This is a genomic window from Micromonospora sp. NBC_00421 (assembly GCF_036017915.1).
Lineage (GTDB): Bacteria > Actinomycetota > Actinomycetes > Mycobacteriales > Micromonosporaceae > Micromonospora.
Genome location: NZ_CP107929.1, coordinates 5,367,092 through 5,383,221, shown reverse-complemented (window position 1 = coordinate 5,383,221; position 16,130 = coordinate 5,367,092). Strand labels below are relative to the sequence as shown.

18 protein-coding genes are annotated in these 16,130 nt (G+C 71.0%); 14 read left to right on the top strand and 4 right to left on the bottom strand.

Going from position 1 to position 16,130, the window contains the following annotated elements; genetic code table 11:
* From OHQ87_RS22860 to ccsB, 4 genes are read left to right on the top strand one after another with little or no spacing between them, the layout of a single operon-like run.
* A complete protein-coding gene (locus tag OHQ87_RS22860) occupies positions 1 to 576 on the top strand; it encodes a TlpA family protein disulfide reductase (protein WP_328340979.1) in 576 nt (191 codons plus the stop codon).
* The gene (locus tag OHQ87_RS22855) at positions 576 to 1,502 is read left to right on the top strand and encodes a cytochrome c biogenesis CcdA family protein (RefSeq protein WP_328340978.1); all 927 of its coding nucleotides are present in this window, start codon (positions 576 to 578) and stop codon (positions 1,500 to 1,502) included. The genes OHQ87_RS22860 and OHQ87_RS22855 overlap by 1 nt, the downstream gene beginning before the upstream one ends.
* Positions 1,502 to 3,118 carry a cytochrome c biogenesis protein ResB gene (resB, locus tag OHQ87_RS22850; protein ID WP_328340976.1) on the top strand — a complete coding sequence of 539 codons (1,617 nt, stop codon included), beginning with the start codon at positions 1,502 to 1,504 and terminating at the stop codon, positions 3,116 to 3,118. The genes OHQ87_RS22855 and resB overlap by 1 nt, the downstream gene beginning before the upstream one ends.
* A complete protein-coding gene (gene ccsB, locus OHQ87_RS22845) occupies positions 3,118 to 4,158 on the top strand; it encodes a c-type cytochrome biogenesis protein CcsB (protein WP_328340974.1) in 1,041 nt (346 codons plus the stop codon). The genes resB and ccsB overlap by 1 nt, the downstream gene beginning before the upstream one ends.
* On the opposite strand, the gene OHQ87_RS22840 is transcribed toward ccsB, so the two are convergent.
* Complete coding sequence (locus OHQ87_RS22840) at positions 4,124 to 4,345, bottom strand: hypothetical protein (protein ID WP_328340972.1); 222 nt, start codon at positions 4,343 to 4,345, stop codon at positions 4,124 to 4,126. The genes ccsB and OHQ87_RS22840 overlap by 35 nt on opposite strands.
* 605 nt (positions 4,346 to 4,950) lie before the next feature.
* Between OHQ87_RS22840 and OHQ87_RS22835 the strand changes: the two genes are divergently transcribed.
* Both OHQ87_RS22835 and OHQ87_RS22830 read left to right on the top strand, forming a co-directional pair.
* Positions 4,951 to 6,405, top strand: coding sequence for a ricin-type beta-trefoil lectin domain protein (locus tag OHQ87_RS22835; protein ID WP_328340970.1), 1,455 nt, complete (start codon positions 4,951 to 4,953; stop codon positions 6,403 to 6,405).
* Between the two features lie 64 nt (positions 6,406 to 6,469).
* Positions 6,470 to 7,615 carry a LacI family DNA-binding transcriptional regulator gene (locus OHQ87_RS22830; RefSeq protein WP_328340968.1) on the top strand — a complete coding sequence of 382 codons (1,146 nt, stop codon included), beginning with the start codon at positions 6,470 to 6,472 and terminating at the stop codon, positions 7,613 to 7,615.
* Positions 7,616 to 7,668: 53 nt separating this feature from the next.
* Here OHQ87_RS22830 and OHQ87_RS22825 read toward each other — a convergent pair whose 3' ends face one another.
* A complete protein-coding gene (locus OHQ87_RS22825) occupies positions 7,669 to 8,145 on the bottom strand; it encodes a MarR family winged helix-turn-helix transcriptional regulator (protein WP_328340966.1) in 477 nt (158 codons plus the stop codon).
* A gap of 48 nt (positions 8,146 to 8,193) precedes the next feature.
* Here OHQ87_RS22825 and OHQ87_RS22820 point away from each other — a divergent pair, with 48 nt between their 5' ends.
* From OHQ87_RS22820 to OHQ87_RS22800, 5 genes are read left to right on the top strand one after another with little or no spacing between them, the layout of a single operon-like run.
* Entirely contained in the window at positions 8,194 to 8,769 is a 576-nt protein-coding gene (locus OHQ87_RS22820; protein ID WP_328340964.1) for a carboxymuconolactone decarboxylase family protein, read from the top strand.
* Positions 8,770 to 8,827: 58 nt separating this feature from the next.
* On the top strand, positions 8,828 to 9,622 hold the full coding sequence (locus OHQ87_RS22815) for a helix-turn-helix domain-containing protein (protein ID WP_328340962.1): 795 nt from the start codon (positions 8,828 to 8,830) through the stop codon (positions 9,620 to 9,622).
* Positions 9,613 to 9,801: a DUF397 domain-containing protein gene (locus OHQ87_RS22810; RefSeq protein ID WP_328340960.1), complete on the top strand. Its 189-nt coding sequence runs from the start codon at positions 9,613 to 9,615 to the stop codon at positions 9,799 to 9,801. The genes OHQ87_RS22815 and OHQ87_RS22810 overlap by 10 nt, the downstream gene beginning before the upstream one ends.
* 60 nt (positions 9,802 to 9,861) lie before the next feature.
* On the top strand, positions 9,862 to 10,143 hold the full coding sequence (locus OHQ87_RS22805; protein WP_328340958.1) for a hypothetical protein: 282 nt from the start codon (positions 9,862 to 9,864) through the stop codon (positions 10,141 to 10,143).
* Positions 10,140 to 10,496 (top strand): ribbon-helix-helix domain-containing protein, encoded by a 357-nt coding sequence (locus OHQ87_RS22800; RefSeq protein ID WP_328340956.1) that lies wholly within the window; start codon positions 10,140 to 10,142, stop codon positions 10,494 to 10,496. Before OHQ87_RS22805 ends, OHQ87_RS22800 begins: the two co-directional genes overlap by 4 nt.
* A 67-nt stretch (positions 10,497 to 10,563) precedes the next feature.
* On the opposite strand, the gene OHQ87_RS22795 is transcribed toward OHQ87_RS22800, so the two are convergent.
* On the bottom strand, positions 10,564 to 11,436 hold the full coding sequence (locus tag OHQ87_RS22795) for an alpha/beta fold hydrolase (protein WP_328340954.1): 873 nt from the start codon (positions 11,434 to 11,436) through the stop codon (positions 10,564 to 10,566).
* Between the two features lie 278 nt (positions 11,437 to 11,714).
* Here OHQ87_RS22795 and OHQ87_RS22790 point away from each other — a divergent pair, with 278 nt between their 5' ends.
* Positions 11,715 to 13,175 (top strand): menaquinone biosynthesis decarboxylase, encoded by a 1,461-nt coding sequence (locus OHQ87_RS22790; RefSeq protein ID WP_328340952.1) that lies wholly within the window; start codon positions 11,715 to 11,717, stop codon positions 13,173 to 13,175.
* Entirely contained in the window at positions 13,175 to 14,086 is a 912-nt protein-coding gene (mqnP, locus tag OHQ87_RS22785; RefSeq protein ID WP_328340950.1) for a menaquinone biosynthesis prenyltransferase MqnP, read from the top strand. The genes OHQ87_RS22790 and mqnP overlap by 1 nt, the downstream gene beginning before the upstream one ends.
* Positions 14,087 to 14,279: 193 nt before the next feature.
* On the opposite strand, the gene OHQ87_RS22780 is transcribed toward mqnP, so the two are convergent.
* On the bottom strand, positions 14,280 to 15,239 hold the full coding sequence (locus OHQ87_RS22780; protein ID WP_328340948.1) for a terpene synthase family protein: 960 nt from the start codon (positions 15,237 to 15,239) through the stop codon (positions 14,280 to 14,282).
* A 156-nt stretch (positions 15,240 to 15,395) separates the two neighbouring features.
* On the opposite strand from OHQ87_RS22780, the gene OHQ87_RS22775 reads away from it, so the two are divergent.
* Positions 15,396 to 16,022 (top strand): UbiX family flavin prenyltransferase, encoded by a 627-nt coding sequence (locus OHQ87_RS22775; protein WP_328340946.1) that lies wholly within the window; start codon positions 15,396 to 15,398, stop codon positions 16,020 to 16,022.
* Positions 16,023 to 16,130: the final 108 nt, after the last annotated feature.

Here is a 16,130-nt window from a genome sequence, read left to right as displayed (position 1 = left end):
ATGCGTCTTCGGAGGTCGTTCGCCGTCCTGCTCGCCGCCGTCACCGCCGGGGCGGCGCTGGTCGGCTGCTCCTCCGGTGACGAGGAGGGCCGGTGCGCCAACAACGGCGGCATCGTCGAGTGCGCCCCCGACCAACGCTCCGCCGCCCCGAAGATCGCCGGTGACCTGCTCACCGGTGGCCGGTACGACACCTCCCAGGCCCGGGGCCAGGTGGTGGTGCTCAACTTCTGGGGCTCCTGGTGTGCGCCCTGCCGGGCCGAGGCCGACGACCTGGAGGCCACCTACCAGGCCACCAAGGCCGCCGGGGTGACCTTCCTCGGCATCAACGTGCAGGACAGCCGGGACAAGGCGACCGCCTTCGAGGAGGGCCGGGTCACCTATCCGAGCCTGTTCGACCCGGCCAGTCGGCTGGCGCTGGCGCTGGACATCCCGCCGAACACCATCCCGGCCACCGTCGTGCTCGACCGGCAGGGCCGGATCGCCACCGTGATCCGGGCCGCCGTCACCACCGACGGGCTGCGGCCGATCGTCGAGCGGATAGCCGCCGAAGAGCCGGCGTCCACCGGTTCCCGCTGATGGGCGAGACGTTCCGCGAACTCGCCCAGTCCGGCCCGCTGCTGCTCGCGATCGGCGCGGCGGCGCTCGCCGGGCTGGTCAGCTTCCTGTCCCCGTGCGTGCTGCCGCTGATGCCCGGCTACCTGTCGTACGTGACCGGCCTGGCCGGCACCGACCTGGAGGGCCGCTCCCGGGCGACCCCGACCGGCGGCGGTCCCGATCCGGCCGGCACCCCGACCCCGACCGACAGCGGGCCGGGATCGACCGGTGGAGAACCGGCCCCGACCGGGGGCGAACCGGCGCGGGCCGGCGGCCCGGACGGCCCGGTGGCGGTCGCGACCCGGGCGGCGACCCGGCCGGCGGCGGCGGTCAAGGGGCGGGTGCTCGCCGGGACGCTGCTGTTCATCGCGGGCTTCACAGTCGTCTTCACCGCCACCGCTATCCTCTTCGCCGGGTTCGGCCGGATCTTCTTCGACTACGAGCGCACCTTCCAGGTGGTCATCGGCGCGCTGATCGTCCTGCTCGGGCTGAGCTACCTGGGCGTGCTCCCCGGCATGCAGCGGGAACTGCGCATCCGCCGGCTGCCCGCCGCCGGGCTGCTCGGTGCGCCGGTGCTCGGCGCGGTGTTCGCGCTGAGCTGGATGCCGTGCACCGGTCCGACGCTGGGTGCGGTGCTCGGGATGGCCGCCACCGGTGGGCAGACCGACCGGGCCGTGGTGCTGGCGGTGGCGTACTGCCTGGGGTTGGGGTTGCCGTTCGTGGTCTTCGGGTTGGGCTTCCACCGGCTGCTCGGGGTGTTCCGGGCGGTCCGGCGCAACAGCCGGTGGGTCACCCGGATCGGCGGGGTGCTGCTGATCCTGATCGGCCTGGCGCTTGTCACAGGCGGCTGGCAGAACTTCGTGATCTGGTTGCAGACGACGGTGGGCCCCGGCGAGGTGAGCATCTGATGACGACAGTCGACGACCGGCCGACCAGCCCACCCGCCGAGGCGCCCCGCCGTCGGCCGAATCCGCTGCTCGCCCTGCTGCGCAACTCGTGGCGGCAGCTCACCAGCATGCGTACCGCGTTGATCCTGTTGTTCCTGCTCGCGGTCGCCGCGATTCCCGGCTCGGTGCTGCCGCAGCGTGGGGTCAACCCGGAGAACGTCGACAGGTACTTCGTCGAGCACCCCGAGCTGGCCCCGCAGCTCGACCGGATCGGCGCGTTCGAGGTGTTCGGCTCGGTCTGGTTCTCCGCCATCTACCTGCTGCTGTTCACCTCGCTGGTGGGCTGCGTCCTGCCCCGGATGCGCGACCACCTGCGGGCGCTGCGGTCCCGGCCGCCGGCCGCGCCGAAGCGGCTGGACCGGCTGCCGCAGCACACCGTGCTGGAGGCGCCGGCCGCCGCCGACCCGGCGGCCATCGCCGCCGTGCTGCGCCGCCGCCGCTGGCGGGTGCAGGTGCGCGGCAACGAGGTCTCCGCCGAGAAGGGCTACCTCAAGGAGACCGGCAACCTGCTGTTCCACACCTCGCTGGTCGCCGTCCTGATCGGGGTCGCGCTCGGCTCGTGGTACGGCTGGCACGGCAACCGCCTGCTGGTCGCCGACGCGAGCTTCTGCAACACCCGCCAGCAGTACGCCGAGGTGAAGCTCGGCCCGCGCGTCGACAGCGCCGACCTGCCACCGTTCTGCCTGACCCTCGACGATTTCGACGCCCGGTTCCTGCCGTCCGGTCAGCCGGAGAGCTACCGCGCGACGGTGACCGTCGACCGGCCGGACGGGTCGGACCGGCGCACCGCCGACTTCTCGGTCAACTCGCCGCTGCGGCTCGGTTCGGCCAACGTCTACCTGCTGGGCCACGGCTACGCCCCGATCCTGAAGTACACCGACCGGTACGGCCGCAGCCAGACCAGCACGGAGCCGTTCCTGACCAGCGGCGACGCCAACCTCACAAGCGAGGGGGTGGCCGCCTTCCCGGACGCGAACGTCGACCCGGCGACCGGCCGGCGGGACGCGAACCAGCAGGTCGCCTTCGAGGGGCTCTACCTGCCGACCGCCCCGGACACCGCGCCGTTCGCGTCGTCGCGGTTCCCCGAGGAGCGCAACCCGGCCGTGGTGCTGGCCGCCTACCGGGGCAACCTGGGGCTGGACGCGGGCATCCCCGGCTCGGTCTACCAACTCGACCAGCGGCAGGTGACCAACGGCAAGCTCAAGCAGGTCGGCAACCGCAAGCTCGCCCCGGGCGAGACGTGGACCCTGGACGACGGCAGCAAACTGGAGTTCCTCGGCACCAAGCGGTACGTCACCCTCTCCGTCCGGCACGACCCGGGCGAGAAGCTGATGCTGGGCGCCTGCGTGGTGCTGCTGGCCGGGCTGATGGGCTCGCTGTTCGGTCGGCGGCGGCGGGTCTGGTTCCGGGTGACGCCCCCCGACAGTGGATCTCCGACGAGCGGTAGTAGTTTGGTGGCGGCCGGTGGGCTGCCGCGCACCGAGCATCCGGGGTTCGCCGAGGAGTTCGCGTCTCTCGTCGCCGCGGTACGCGACGACGGGCGGCCCGACCGGCGGGCGCGAGAGGGAGTCGAGTGATGTCCGCAGTCTCCGACCAGTTGGTGACGTTCGCGATCCTGGTGTACCTGGTCGCGATGATCAGCCACGCCGTCGAGTACGCCCTGGGCAACGTCCGCGCGGTGGCGGCCCGGGTAGCGCCGGCCCGCGAGCTGGTCGGCGCGGGCGTCGGTGCGGTGGGCGCCGCGGGTGCCGGTGGCGCGGGCGTCGACAAGGTCGACGGGCCGGTGGCGGGCGATGCGGCCGGGGCCCCACCCGTCGGGGCCACGCCGCCGTCGATCCGGCCGAGTCGTTCGGCCGGGCGGGCCAGACTGGCCGGGCGGATCGCCGCCGGGCTGACCGTGCTCGCCGCCGCGCTGCACCTGGGCGCGCTGGTCACCCGGGGGATCGCGGCCGACCGGATGCCCTGGGGCAACATGTACGAGTTCGTGCTGACGGTCACCTGGATCGGGACCGCCGCCTGGCTCGTGGTGCTCTGGAAGCGGCCGGCTCTGCGCCGGCTCGGGCTGTTCCTCACACTGGTCATGGTGCTGCTGCTGGCCTTCGCCGAGCTGAAGCTCTACGTCCAGGTGGTGCCGCTGATGCCGGCGCTCCAGTCGTACTGGTTCATCATCCACGTGTCGACGATCGTCTTCTCCTCCGGCATCTTCCTGCTGGGCGTGGTGCCGGCGGTGTCGTTCCTGCTGCGCAACGGCTACGAGCAGGGGCGGCGCAGCTTCCCGTACACGCTGGCCCGACGGCTGCCCGGGGCGGCCGACCTGGAGCGGCTGACCTTCGCCCTGCACGCCTTCGCGTTCCCGATCTTCACGTTCGCGGTGATCGCGGGCGCGATCTGGGCCGAGGCGGCCTGGGGCCGGGCCTGGGGCTGGGACCCGAAGGAGACCTGGGCGTTCATCTCCTGGGTGGTCTACGCCGGTTACCTGCACGCCCGCGCCACGCCCAGCGTGAAGCGCAACGTGGCGACCTGGATCGCGGTGCTCGGTTTCCTGACCGTGCTGATGAACCTGTTCGGGGTGAACTTCTTCTTCACCGGCCTGCACTCGTACGCCGGGGTGAACTGAGCCGGCCGGTGAGCACCCGGTCGACGCCGAGGGTCACCTGGTAGGCGACCTCGGGCACGTCGGCCAGTTCGAGGCGCTCGGCCCGCAGGGCGAGCTGGGCGTGCAGCTCCCGGGCCACCGCGTCGCGGATCTCCCGCAGCAGCGGGGAGAGGCCGTCGGGATCGCCCACCGTGTACGCGTCGTCCATGCGTCCCATCCTCTACCGGAGGACCAGGTGTGTCGATGCCCCTTGGCCGGCAGAACGTCTCCCCTCCCGAAGCCGGTCAGCGGTACCGACCGCCAGCGGTAGGTGGTGGTCGTGGTGCCTTCCCATTGGCCGACACCTTGACGCCCCATAAGGCTGGTGACATCATCGCCGAACGATGTTTGCGTAAACAATTTAGTGCTTAAATCGGGCATCAGCTTCGACTGCGGCGTCCGGATGGGGCCGCGACCCTTGTCGATGTTTACGTAAACATCGACAAGGGTGACGTGGTCGACGTTGACGGCCGGCGGGGGAGACGCCTTGACCCCTGGCCCACCCGTCCGCGAGGAGAGAGGACAACGACCAGCCGCTGGACACCAACTCGCCCGGCTGACAGTTCCCTGAACTCCGCCGTACCGCCACCAGGTCACTCCCGACGCGGCGGACCCGGACGAGACCTCGTTCCCCCGCTATTGGAGCCGCACATGTTCCCGAAGCAGACAGGCGCCAGATCCGGCGCCGCCCCGCTTTCCCGTCCCTTCCCCCTCCTTGTCCTGCTCCTGCTGCTCGCCCTGGTCGCAGCGGTCGGCACGGTCCTCCTCCCCGCAGTGAGCGAGGCCATCACCCGCTCCTCGCAGACCATGTACACCCCGCCGTCCGGCACCCCCGCCCCCGGCACGCTCTACCCCAGGGGAATCCGGCTGGAGCACAGCGGGTCGTCCAACGGCACCATGCTCGCCACCTTCGAGCAGTACACCACCGGCAAGCCCGTCTTCCCGATCTACCGCAGCACCGACACCGGCAACTCCTGGACCAAGATCTCGGAAGTCGCCGACACGCAGAACGGCTGGGGCATGCGCTGGCAGCCACAGCTGTTCGAACTGCCCACCGCGATCGGCAGCTTCCCCGCCGGGACCATCCTGGCCGCCGGCGACTCCGTCCCCAGTAACCGCTCCGGGTTCAAGATCGACATGTACGCCAGCACGAACCAAGGGCAGAGCTGGACCTTCGTCAAGACCATCGCCAACGGCGCGGGCAGACCGGTCTGGGAACCCTTCTTCCTGGTCAACGGCAACAAACTCATCGTCTACTACTCCGACGAGCGAGACAGCAGCCACAGCCAGAAGCTGGTGCACCAGGTCAGCACGGACGGCGTCAACTGGGGCCCCGTCGTCGACGACGTGGCGACCTCCACCCAGAGCGACCGACCCGGCATGTCGACAGTTGCGAAGCTGCCGAACGGCAACTACGTGATGACGTACGAGTACGGGGGCTCGCCGGCGGGAAACCTCGCGGTCTATTACAAGATCTCCTCCAACCCCGAGGCGTTCGGCTCAGTCACCGGCCAGGTCCTGAGGTCGACCGACGGCCACACCGCCTTCTGGAACCCGTACATCACCTGGCTTCCCACCGGCGGCTCCAACGGCACCCTCGTCGTCAGTGCGCAAAGCACAACCGACGTGTTCGTCAACACCCAGGGCGGTGCCGCGAACGCCTGGACCCGTGTCGATTCCAAGGTCGCCGGCGGGTACAGCCGCGGCATGGTTCCGCTGGCCGACGGCCACAGCCTGGTGGTGCTCAGCGGCGGCTACAACGGCAGCACCGTCAACTCCGTCACGTACAGCACCATCGACCTGGGCGGCGTCGTGCCGACGACACCGGTCCCGACCACGGGGACGACGACGGCGAGGCTGATCGGCGCTCAGTCGGGTCGTTGCCTCGACGTGCCGAACAGCAACTCCGCAAACGGGACCAGGCCGGCGCTGTGGGACTGCCACACCGGGGCCAACCAGCAGTGGACGTACAACGCCTCCACCCGCCAGTTGCAGTCGCTCGGCAAGTGCCTGGGCGTCTCCGGTCAGAGCACGACGCCGGGTGCCACGGCGGTCCTCGGGGACTGCGGCAGCGGTGCCAACCAGCAGTGGACCCTCACCAACAACACAGTGGTGGGAGTCCAGTCCGGGCTGTGCCTGGACGTCGCCAACAACGCGACCGCGAACGGTTCAGCGGTGAACATGTGGACCTGCAACGGAGGCGCCAACCAGCGGTGGACCCGCGGCTGACACCAACCTGACGTCGGAGGGATCCGGAACGAGGCGTTCCGGATCCCTCCGACGTCTCTCTCGGATGGCGTCAAGAACCGATAGCTGCTTTATCGTGTCGTTCAACAGCCCGCCGGGCTGCGAAAGGAGCACCGTAGCGATGATCCCAGCATCGCCGGACGGTGTGCCGCGGGCCCTCGCAGGATCGTCAGGCATCACCCGACGCCACCGGCGCGTGTCGATGGCGGACGTGGCCCGAGCGGCCGGGGTCTCCGCGCAGACGGTATCCCGCGTCTCCACCGGCCATCCCGGGGTTGTCGCGTCCACCCGCCAACAGGTTCTCGCGGCGATGCAGCAGTTGGGCTACCGGCCCAACAGCGCGGCCCGGGCGCTGAAGAACGGCGAGTTCCGCACCATCGGCGTCATCATCTTCACGCTGTCCACCACGGGAAACAGCCGGCTGCTCGAGGCGATCGCCACCCACGCCAGCCGGGCAGGTTACGTGATCACGCTCATGCCCGTGGCGACACCCACCCAGCACGGCGTGCTGGGCGCGTTCACCCGACTGGGCGAGTTGGCGGTGGACGCCGTCATCGTGGTGATGGAGGTGCATCTGCTCGACGCCGCGATGTTCGTCCTCCCGCCAGGGGTGCATGTCGTGGTCGTCGACTCCGATGCCGGCGACCGTTACAGCGTGGTGGACACCGATCAGGCCGACGGTGCGCGGCAGGCCGTCCAACACCTGCTCGACCTCGGCCACCACACCGTCTGGCACGTCGCCGGGCCGCCGGAGTCCTTCGCCGCCGGGCGTCGGGCGACGGCGTGGCGCTGCGTGCTTGAAGGGGCGGGTCGGCCCGTACCGTCGATGTATCGCGGCGACTGGTCGGCCGAATCCGGCTACCGCGCCGGCCTCCTGCTGGCAGACGAGGCGTCGTGCACCGCGGTCTTCGCCGGCAACGACCAGATGGCCCTCGGCGTGCTGCGGGCGTTGCACGAGAAGCAACGGATCGTTCCCCGCGACATCAGCGTGATCGGCTTCGACGACATCCCGGACAGCGCCTCGTTCATCCCACCACTGACCACGATCCATCAGGACTTCGCCGAAGTAGGCCGCAGATGCGTCGAGACCGCGCTGCGACAGATCCGCAACCAGCCCGTCGAGCCCGGTACCAGCCTGGTGCCGAACCGGCTGGTGACACGGGCCAGCACGGCACCACCGCGAACCGCCTGACCCAAACCGGGCCGCTCCCGCGCCCGGATCGTCGCTGGTTGGCTCTGGAGTGGTCAGGTGCCGAACCAGCCGGGGACGTCGAGGCGGAAGGAATCCGGCGGGGTGACCGCGCGCAGGTCGTCCTCCAGGGCGGCCACCCGCTCCGCGCCGATCCGCGTCACCCAGCGCTCCCGCAGCGCGTCGAAGAGCACCGCCGACCGACGTAGCCCGTCGACACCCTTCTCCGTCATCCGGACCAGTTTGCGGCGGGCGTCGGCCGGGTCGTCGGCGCGTTCCAGGTAGCCGAGGGCGACCAGCCGGTCGACGGTCTTTCCGGCGGCCTGCTTCGAGACGCCCAGGCGGTGCCCCAGCTCGGACGCGGTGGTGCCGTCGACCCCGACGGCCTGGAGCACGAAGCCGTGCGCCGGCCGCAGCTCGGGGTGGCCCTGCCGGGCCAACTCGGCGTGCAGTTCGTCGATGAGGCTGCGGAACCCGGCGAGCAGCAGCAGGGGCAGCACGAAGCCGGGGCGCTCGGGGTCAGCCGTCGACACGTTCGACAATCTGGTTTACTGTTTCGACAACCACGTTGACTAGCTTACGTGAGGGGTACCGCCATGTCCCGACCCGGCTTCACCACCCACACCCTCGACACCGCGCCCGACGCCGCCCGGCCGACCATGGCCGGCGTGCACCGCAAACTCGGCCACCTGCCCGGCGCGGTCGGCCTGATGGCCGAATCCCCGGAACTGCTCAAGGGGTTCCTGACGGCCTCCGCCACCTTCGAGGCCACCGACCTCGCACCTGTCGAGCGGGAGGTGGTCGTGCTGACGGTGGCCACCCGCAACCGGTGCCACCTCTGCGTGGCGATGCACACCGCGACGCTGCACCGGCTGGGTGCCGCCGCTGAACTGATCGCCGCGCTGCGCGACGGCAGCGAGCTGCCCGAACCCCGGCTGGCGGCGCTGCGCCGGTTCACCCTCGCCGTCCTCGACCACGCCGGTGACGTGCCGGACGACGAGCTGACCGCCTTCCTCGACGCCGGCTACCGCCCCCGGCACGCCCTGGACGTGGTGCTCGGGGTCGGGACGTACACCATCTCGACCCTGGCCAACCGGCTCACCCGCGCCCCGCTCGACCCGCCCCTGGCCGGTTATGCCTGGGAGCCGGCGGCCTGATCGGAAACGCCGCCCTGGGCAGGTTCGGCGGGGAAGGGGCGCCTGCTGCCGGGTGCGCATGACTGAGTGTGGTTCTGCGCCACGGCTGACCGGAAGCCCAGGTCATCGGCGGGCCGCCCGCAAGATGACCCAGGAGGAGCTGGCCAGGACGGTCAACTACTCGCCGTCCACAGTGGCGATGGTCGAGACCGGCGCGCGGAAGCCGCCGCCCGACTTCTGGGAGCGGGTCGACGTGGCGCTCGACACCGGCGGCGCGTTCGCCCGGATGCTGGCCCGCCTCGGGTCGCCGCAGTGGATGCGGGAATGGGAGGCCAACGAGCGGCAGGCCACCGTGCTCCGGTCGTTCGAACCCATTGTGGTGCCGGGGTTGCTCCAGACGGCCGCCTATGCCCGCGCGCTGTTCCGCAGCGTCGGCCTCTTCGACGAGCCGGAGGTGGAGCAGCGGGCCGAGGCGCGGTTGGCCCGGCAGGCGGTGCTGACCGGGGAACGACCGCCGCAGCTCGTCGCGGTGCTCGACGAACATGTGTTACGCTGCCCGGTCGGCGGGCCGGTGGTGATGCGCGAGCAACTGTTGCGGCTGGTGAAGGTCGCCACCGCGCACACCCGGGTCCGGCTGCACATCGTGCCCGCCTCGGTCGGCGCGTATCCCGGTGTCGCCGGGGCCTTCGTGCTGGCTCCGCTGCCCACCGGAGAGGATGTCGTCTATCTGGACGATCAGCTCAAGGGTCAGGTGATCGACCACACCGGGGGCGTGCTGGCGGTCCGGTCGGCCTGGGAGTCGATCCAGGGGGAGGCGCTGCCGCTCCAGCAGTCGATCGATCTGTTGACGGAGGTGGCGAAGTCATGGAGCTGACCGGCGCGCGGTGGCGCACCAGCACCCGGAGCAGCACCAACGGCGGCAACTGCGTCGAGGTGGCCGACAACCTTCCCGGGCTGGTCGCCGTCCGCGACAGCAAGGACCGCGCCGGCGGCGTGCTGAGCTTCACCCCGGCAGCCTGGCGGTCCTTCGTCGCGCTCGCCCGTACCCGCTGACCCCCGGCGGCAGTCTGCTCCGTCGAATCCCGGCGTATTACGACGTGTTACGCTTGCGGAGTGCGTGAACGCGAGTACGTCTGGACCGACGAGGGTCTGGACAACGCCAGCCGCAACGGCGTCGGTGTGGACGAGACGACTCAGGCGTTGTACGCCCCGTCGGGCCTACGCCACGAGCGCACTCTCGGGGATCTGCTGCTCATCATCATGGGCATGGCCGACAGTGGTCGAGTGGTCGCCGCACTGTGTGACCGCATCGGTGCCACGAACACATACAAGATCATCGGGGCTCGTGCCCTACGTGGCGCAGACCTCGACGAGTGGAGGAGGCGAGTCCTATGACCGAGCCGGACTTCGACCGGATGACCAAAGACGAGGTCGTGGCATGGTTCCAGCACACCGACAGCCTGGCGCCGGTCATCAGGTCCATGACGGCAACGCCGGCCTCCGGGGTTGCGCCTGAGACACCGATGGTGCTGGTCAGCACCCGGCTACCAGTGGAGCTCGTGAAGCAACTTGACCGCCTCGCCGAGCAGACCGCAAGCCGCCGCTCCGATGTGATCCGCGACGCCCTGAGCGGATACGTCACCGTCCGCACCGCGCCGGTGAGTCACGACGAAGCCGAACACGCCCTCGACGTGCTGCGCCGCGTCGTCACCGCTCGCCACCGCGAAGGCCGGGCCGACGCGGCATGACCGCCGGCGAGGCGTCACCGCTGCGCGCCCGAGATGCCGGTCGACCTCGCCGGCACCGGCTCCGGTGTCAGTCGCGTAAGAAGGGGAGCAGCAGGGCGGTCAGCGCGGCGGGGCGCTCCTCGAACAGCCAGTGGCCGCAGTCGGCGACCACCTGGCCGTCGACCGTGCGGGCGTAGCGGCGTACCTGGTCGGCGACCTGTCCGCCGAGGCTGGCCGCCGCGCCGACGGCCAGCACCGGCATCGGCAACGGGTTCTTCCGGTACGCCGTGTTGTCCGCGACGTCCTGCGCGAAGGCCCGGAAATAGTCGAAGCTGGCCCGCAGGTGCGCCGGGTCGGTCAGGTGCCGGGCGTACTCCTCGATGTCGTCCGGGCCGATGCTGCCCTTGTGCACCATGATCGAGTCGGTGAAGCGGTCCACCCAGCGTGCCTCCCGGTCGGCGACCAGCTCCTCCGGCAGGCCGTTGGTGACGTTGAAGAAGCCGAAGTTCCACACCGCCGGCCCGGCCGTGCTCAGGGCGGGGAACGCGTAGATGCTCTCGTCCGGAATCGGCGCCTCGGTCAGCACGAGCCGGGACACCGTGTCGGGGTGGGCGGCGGCGTAGGCGTACGCGACCATGGTGCCCACGTCGTGACCGACCAGCCGGATGTCGTCGGCCAGGCCGAGGCCGGTCAGCAGCCCGTGCAGGTCGGCGGCGACGGTCTTCTTGTCGTATCCCTCGGGCGGGGCGTCGCTGTCGCCGAAGCCGCGCAGGTCGGGGGCGACCACCTGGTACGAGGCGGCCAGCTCCGGCAGCAGCCCCCGCCACATCCGCCAGCACTGCGGATAGCCGTGCAGCAGCACCAGCGTCGGCCCCCGGCCGCCCCGGACGTAGTTGATCGCCACCTCGCCGACCTGGGCCCGCTGCTCGGTGAACCCCACCGGAACCCGTCCGTCGTCCATCCCTGCCCCCGTTCCGACGTCGACGGCCCGGCCACCTGCCCCACCGTCACCCGTCCAACGAGCAGCCGTCGGTCGGAGAGACGCACCTGCCCGTGTGGAGACGCTCGCCGAGATCTTGGCAGGAAATGGCCCCATATGGGGCCATTTCCTGCCAAGATCTCTGACCAAGGCCGCCATCCACCCGGGCGGGGAGGCGCACTCATCGGGGTGGGGAGACGCACACCGCGCGGGGCGACCCGGCGTGGGCGGTGCCGCCCGGGGTGCGGGAGACTGGCCGTATGGCGGCACGTGGCTTCCCGTACACCGATCTCAAGGACTTCCTCGCGGCGCTGGAGCGCGCGGGCGAGCTGCGGCGGGTGACCGTCCCGGTGGACCCCACGCTGGAGATCAGCGAGGTGGTCACCCGGACGGTCCGGGCCGGCGGGCCGGCGCTGCTGTTCGAGCGGCCCACCCGGGGCGAGATGCCGGTGGCGATCAACCTGTTCGGCACCGAGAAGCGGATGGCGATGGCGCTCGGCGTCGGGTCGCTGGACGAGATCGGCGACCGGATCGGCGCGTTGATCAAGCCGGAGCTGCCGGTCGGCTGGTCCGGCATCCGCGAGGGCCTGGGCAAGGTCATGCAGCTCAAGTCGGTGCCGCCGCGCAAGGTGAAGACGGCCCCCTGCCAGGAGGTGGTCTATTCCGGCGACGACGTCGACCTGGGACGGCTGCCCGGCCTCCAGGTCTGGCCCGACGACGGCGGCATCTTCCACAACTACGGGTTGACCCACACCAAGCACCCGGAGACGGGCAAGCGCAACCTCGGTCTCTACCGGCTCCAGCAGCACTCCCGCAACACCCTCGGCATGCACTGGCAGATCCACAAGGACTCCACCGCCCACCACGCGGTCGCCGAACGGCTCGGCCAGCGGCTGCCGGTCGCCATCGCCATCGGCTGCGACCCGGTGGTCAGCTACGCCGCCTCCGCGCCGCTCCCCGGTGACATCGACGAATACCTGTTCGCCGGGTTTCTGCGCGGCGAGCGGGTCGAGATGGTCGACTGCCTGACCGTGCCGTTGCAGGTGCCGGCGCACGCGCAGATCGTGCTGGAGGGCTACCTGGAGCCCGGCGAGCGGCTGCCCGAGGGACCGTTCGGCGACCACACCGGCTTCTACACCCCGGTCGAGCCGTTCCCGGTGCTGCACATCGAGACGATGACCATGCAGCGCAACCCGGTCTACCACTCGATCGTCACCTCCAAGCCGCCACAGGAGGACCACGGCCTCGGCAAGGCCACCGAGCGGATCTTCCAACCGCTGCTCAAGCTGATGATCCCGGACATCGTCGACTACGACCTGCCGGCCGCCGGGGTGTTCCACAACTGCGCGATCGTGTCGATCCGCAAGCGCTACCCGAAGCACGCGCAGAAGGTGATGAACGCGATCTGGGGTGCGCACCTGATGTCGCTGACCAAGCTGATCGTGATCGTCGACTCCGACTGCGACGTGCACGACTACCACGAGGTCGCCTTCCGGGCCTTCGGCAACGTCGACTACGCCCGCGACCTGCTGCTCACCGAGGGCCCGGTTGACCACCTCGACCACTCGTCCTACCAGCAGTTCTGGGGCGGCAAGGTGGGCGTCGACGCGACCCGCAAGCTCCCCACCGAGGGCTACACCCGGGGCTGGCCGGAGGAGATGACCATGTCGCCGGAGGTCGCCTCCCTGGTCGACAAGCGCTGGAAGGAGTACGGCATCTGATGGCCACCGCCGTCACGCCGGCCGCCCGTCCCGGCCGGGTCAAGTCCTTCCTCCGGCTCGTCGCGATCGAGCACTCCGTCTTCGCGCTGCCGTTCGCCTACCTGTCGGCGCTGACCGCGATGCAGGTCGACGGCGGTCGGGTGCGTTGGCTCGACCTGCTGCTGATCACCGTGGCGATGGTGGGGGCACGGACGTTCGCCATGGCCGCCAACCGGATCCTCGACCGACGGATCGACGCGCGGAACCCGCGTACCGCCGGGCGGGAACTGGTCACCGGGGCGGTGAGCGTGCGGACGGCCTGGACGGGCGCGGCCGTCGCGCTCGTCGTGTTCCTCGCCGCCGCCGCCCTGCTCAACCCGCTCTGCCTGGTGCTCGCCCCGCTCGCGGTGATCCCGCTTGTGGTCTATCCCTACGGCAAGCGGTTCACCGACTGGCCGCACGCCATCCTGGCGGTCGCCCAGGCGGTCGGCCCGGTCGGCGCCTGGCTCGCCGTCACCGGCACCTTCGCCGGCTCGTGGCCGGCCTGGCTGCTCGGCGCGGCCGTCGGCCTGTGGATCGGCGGCTTCGACCTGATCTACGCCTGCCAGGACGACGAGGTCGACCGGCGGATCGGGGTACGCAGCGTCCCCGCCCGCTACGGGCGGCGCTTCGCCCTGCACGCCTCCACCGTGGCGCACGTGGTGACGTTCGCCCTGTTCATCTGGTTCGGCACGCTTGTCGGTTACGGCTGGCCCTGGTGGATCGGGCTGGCGCTCACCGCTGTCGCCTTCGGCTACCAGCACCTGGTGGTCACTCCGACCGACCTCAGCAAGGTCAACCGGGCCTTCTTCACCGCCAACGGCTTCGTCGGCATCGCCCTCTTCGCCTTCGCCCTGCTGGACCTCCTCCTCCGCCTGAACCTCCACCCCTAACCCCACCCACCCCGGTGCGCCCCGCCCCGCCCCGGTGATCAAGAGGTTTACGTCAACTTTGATCTTCAAAGTGACCTATTTCTCTTGATCACCGGGGCGGGGCGGGTTGGGGAGGGCGTCAGGGGTGGGGCGGCCGGGCGCGGCGGGGTGGGCCGGGTGGGGTTAGGCGGGAGGGGGCGGGTTGGGGAGGGCGTCAGGGGTGGGTGGGGTAGCGGGCGCTTTCGAGGGTCCAGTCGATGGTGCCGCGGACGGCGTTCGCGATGCCGGCGAGGTGGGCGGCGACGGCATCGTCCAGGGCGGGGCCGAACGACGGGACCGTCGCGCGTCGCCTCTCGAAGGCGGCCATGGTGTCCTGCCACCGCTCGGCGACCAGCTCCACCGCCTGCGCCACCGGCACGTTCCGTTCGGCGGCCAGCGCCAGCACCAGGTTGTGCCCGCCGGCGGTGGCCCGGTCCCGCTCCACCGAGGCGAGGTCGTTGTACCAGGAGAGCAGGTCGTTGCCGAGTGCGCCGATCTGACGCAGCAGCGGATGGTGGTAGACCGCCTCGGGCAGCGTCCGCCCCCCGACGAACTCGATAAGCGGGTACGACACGTACGCCGCCGAGGTGGCCCGGCGCAGTTCGACGTACTCGGTCACCCCGGGTGCCCGTCCGTTCTCCTTCGCCACCGCCTCCCGCCAGGTGCCGTCCAGGTGGTCGGCGACCGCGTCGGTGAACCGTAGCCGCCAGCGTGCCGGCATCCGGCGTCGGGGCGCCCGCCACGCCTCCACCAGTAGCCGTCGCAGCGGCCCGCCGAACCCCGGGTGCCGTCGTCGAGGGCCGTCGTGCAGCAGGGTCAGCGTCCCCGTCCGCAAGGCCCGGATCTGCTCCGGGGGCAGCCGGTCCGGCCCGTCACAGGCGTCGTCCACCAGGAAGAACCAGGTGAACAGGGCGGTCACGGTACGCAGGTCCGGCTCGTCGGCGTCCGGGTAGAGGCGGCCGGCATACCTGGCGAAGCCGGCCCGGTCGAGCCGGCCCAGTGCCTCGGCGTCCAACGGGAACCCCCACCGGGGCAGCCGGTCCAGCAACCACTCCTGCACCCCGTCGGCGTACGGCGAGAGCCGGGGTGGGATCGGGCACGCCGACCGTAACGCCCAGAGGACCTCGCCGACCATACCGATGCCTCCCCCCGTACGGTGTGGATCAGTAGACCGCAGCATCCCAGGTCGCCCACGGACGCGTCGCCCGGGTCCGGTCGGTGCAGCCGGGCGGGGGCGGGGATTCCCGGGGGTGGGCGTCGACAGTCGGGGCAGACCAGGCAGGCTGGTTGTATGCGTGAACCATGGGTGGTCGGGGTCTCCGGGGCGTCCGGCACCCCGTACGCGGCGGCCGTCGTCCGGGGGTTGCTCGACGCCGGGCAGCCGGTGGACCTGATCGTGTCCCGGGCCGCCCGGCTGACCGTCCTCGACGAGACCGGTCGGCCGTTCCGGGACGGCCACTGGGCCGAGGACCTCGCCGGTTGGCTGGGCCGGGATCTCACCGACGACGACGTACGGCACTGGCCCGCCGGGGACATCGCCGCCGGTCCGAGCAGCGGCTCCTACCGGGTACGAGGAATGGCGGTGGTGCCGGCCAGCACTGCGGCCTGCGCCGGCATCGCCATCGGCCTGTCGAAGGACCTGCTGCAACGCGCCGCCGAGGTCAACCTCAAGGAACGACGCCCGGTGGTGCTGGTGCCCCGGGAGACCCCGGTGACCCGTAGCCACCTGGAACACCTGATCGCGCTGCACGACGCCGGCGCGGTGGTGCTGCCGGCCAGCCCCGGCTTCTACGGCGCGGGTGCGTCCGCCACCGCAGCGCAACTTGTCGACTTCGTCGCCGGCAAGGTGCTGGACGCCCTGGGCGTGCCGCACACGCTGTTCCGCCGCTGGTCGGGCCAGTTGGCCGCCGACCGCTGACCCGTCGTCGATCTGGGTGCCGCACACAACAAGCCGCCTACCGGCACCTGACGCGGGTGGCCGCCCGGTGGCGGGGCCGGACGATCCCCGCCGGAACCCGTCAACCGC

Excerpts from the sequence above, each read along its gene's own strand:
- OHQ87_RS22790 (WP_328340952.1), top strand. The coding sequence starts at position 11,715 with ATGGCGGCACGTGGCTTCCCGTACACCGATCTCAAGGACTTCCTCGCG.
- OHQ87_RS22775 (WP_328340946.1), top strand. The coding sequence starts at position 15,396 with ATGCGTGAACCATGGGTGGTCGGGGTCTCCGGGGCGTCCGGCACCCCG.
- OHQ87_RS22795 (WP_328340954.1), bottom strand. The coding sequence starts at position 11,436 with ATGGACGACGGACGGGTTCCGGTGGGGTTCACCGAGCAGCGGGCCCAG.
- OHQ87_RS22810 (WP_328340960.1), top strand. The coding sequence starts at position 9,613 with ATGGAGCTGACCGGCGCGCGGTGGCGCACCAGCACCCGGAGCAGCACC.
- OHQ87_RS22780 (WP_328340948.1), bottom strand. The coding sequence starts at position 15,239 with ATGGTCGGCGAGGTCCTCTGGGCGTTACGGTCGGCGTGCCCGATCCCA.
- OHQ87_RS22815 (WP_328340962.1), top strand. The coding sequence starts at position 8,828 with ATGACTGAGTGTGGTTCTGCGCCACGGCTGACCGGAAGCCCAGGTCAT.
- mqnP (WP_328340950.1), top strand. The coding sequence starts at position 13,175 with ATGGCCACCGCCGTCACGCCGGCCGCCCGTCCCGGCCGGGTCAAGTCC.
- OHQ87_RS22830 (WP_328340968.1), top strand. The coding sequence starts at position 6,470 with ATGGCGTCAAGAACCGATAGCTGCTTTATCGTGTCGTTCAACAGCCCG.
- OHQ87_RS22840 (WP_328340972.1), bottom strand. The coding sequence starts at position 4,345 with ATGGACGACGCGTACACGGTGGGCGATCCCGACGGCCTCTCCCCGCTG.
- OHQ87_RS22855 (WP_328340978.1), top strand. The coding sequence starts at position 576 with ATGGGCGAGACGTTCCGCGAACTCGCCCAGTCCGGCCCGCTGCTGCTC.
- ccsB (WP_328340974.1), top strand. The coding sequence starts at position 3,118 with ATGTCCGCAGTCTCCGACCAGTTGGTGACGTTCGCGATCCTGGTGTAC.
- resB (WP_328340976.1), top strand. The coding sequence starts at position 1,502 with ATGACGACAGTCGACGACCGGCCGACCAGCCCACCCGCCGAGGCGCCC.
- OHQ87_RS22800 (WP_328340956.1), top strand. The coding sequence starts at position 10,140 with ATGACCGAGCCGGACTTCGACCGGATGACCAAAGACGAGGTCGTGGCA.
- OHQ87_RS22860 (WP_328340979.1), top strand. The coding sequence starts at position 1 with ATGCGTCTTCGGAGGTCGTTCGCCGTCCTGCTCGCCGCCGTCACCGCC.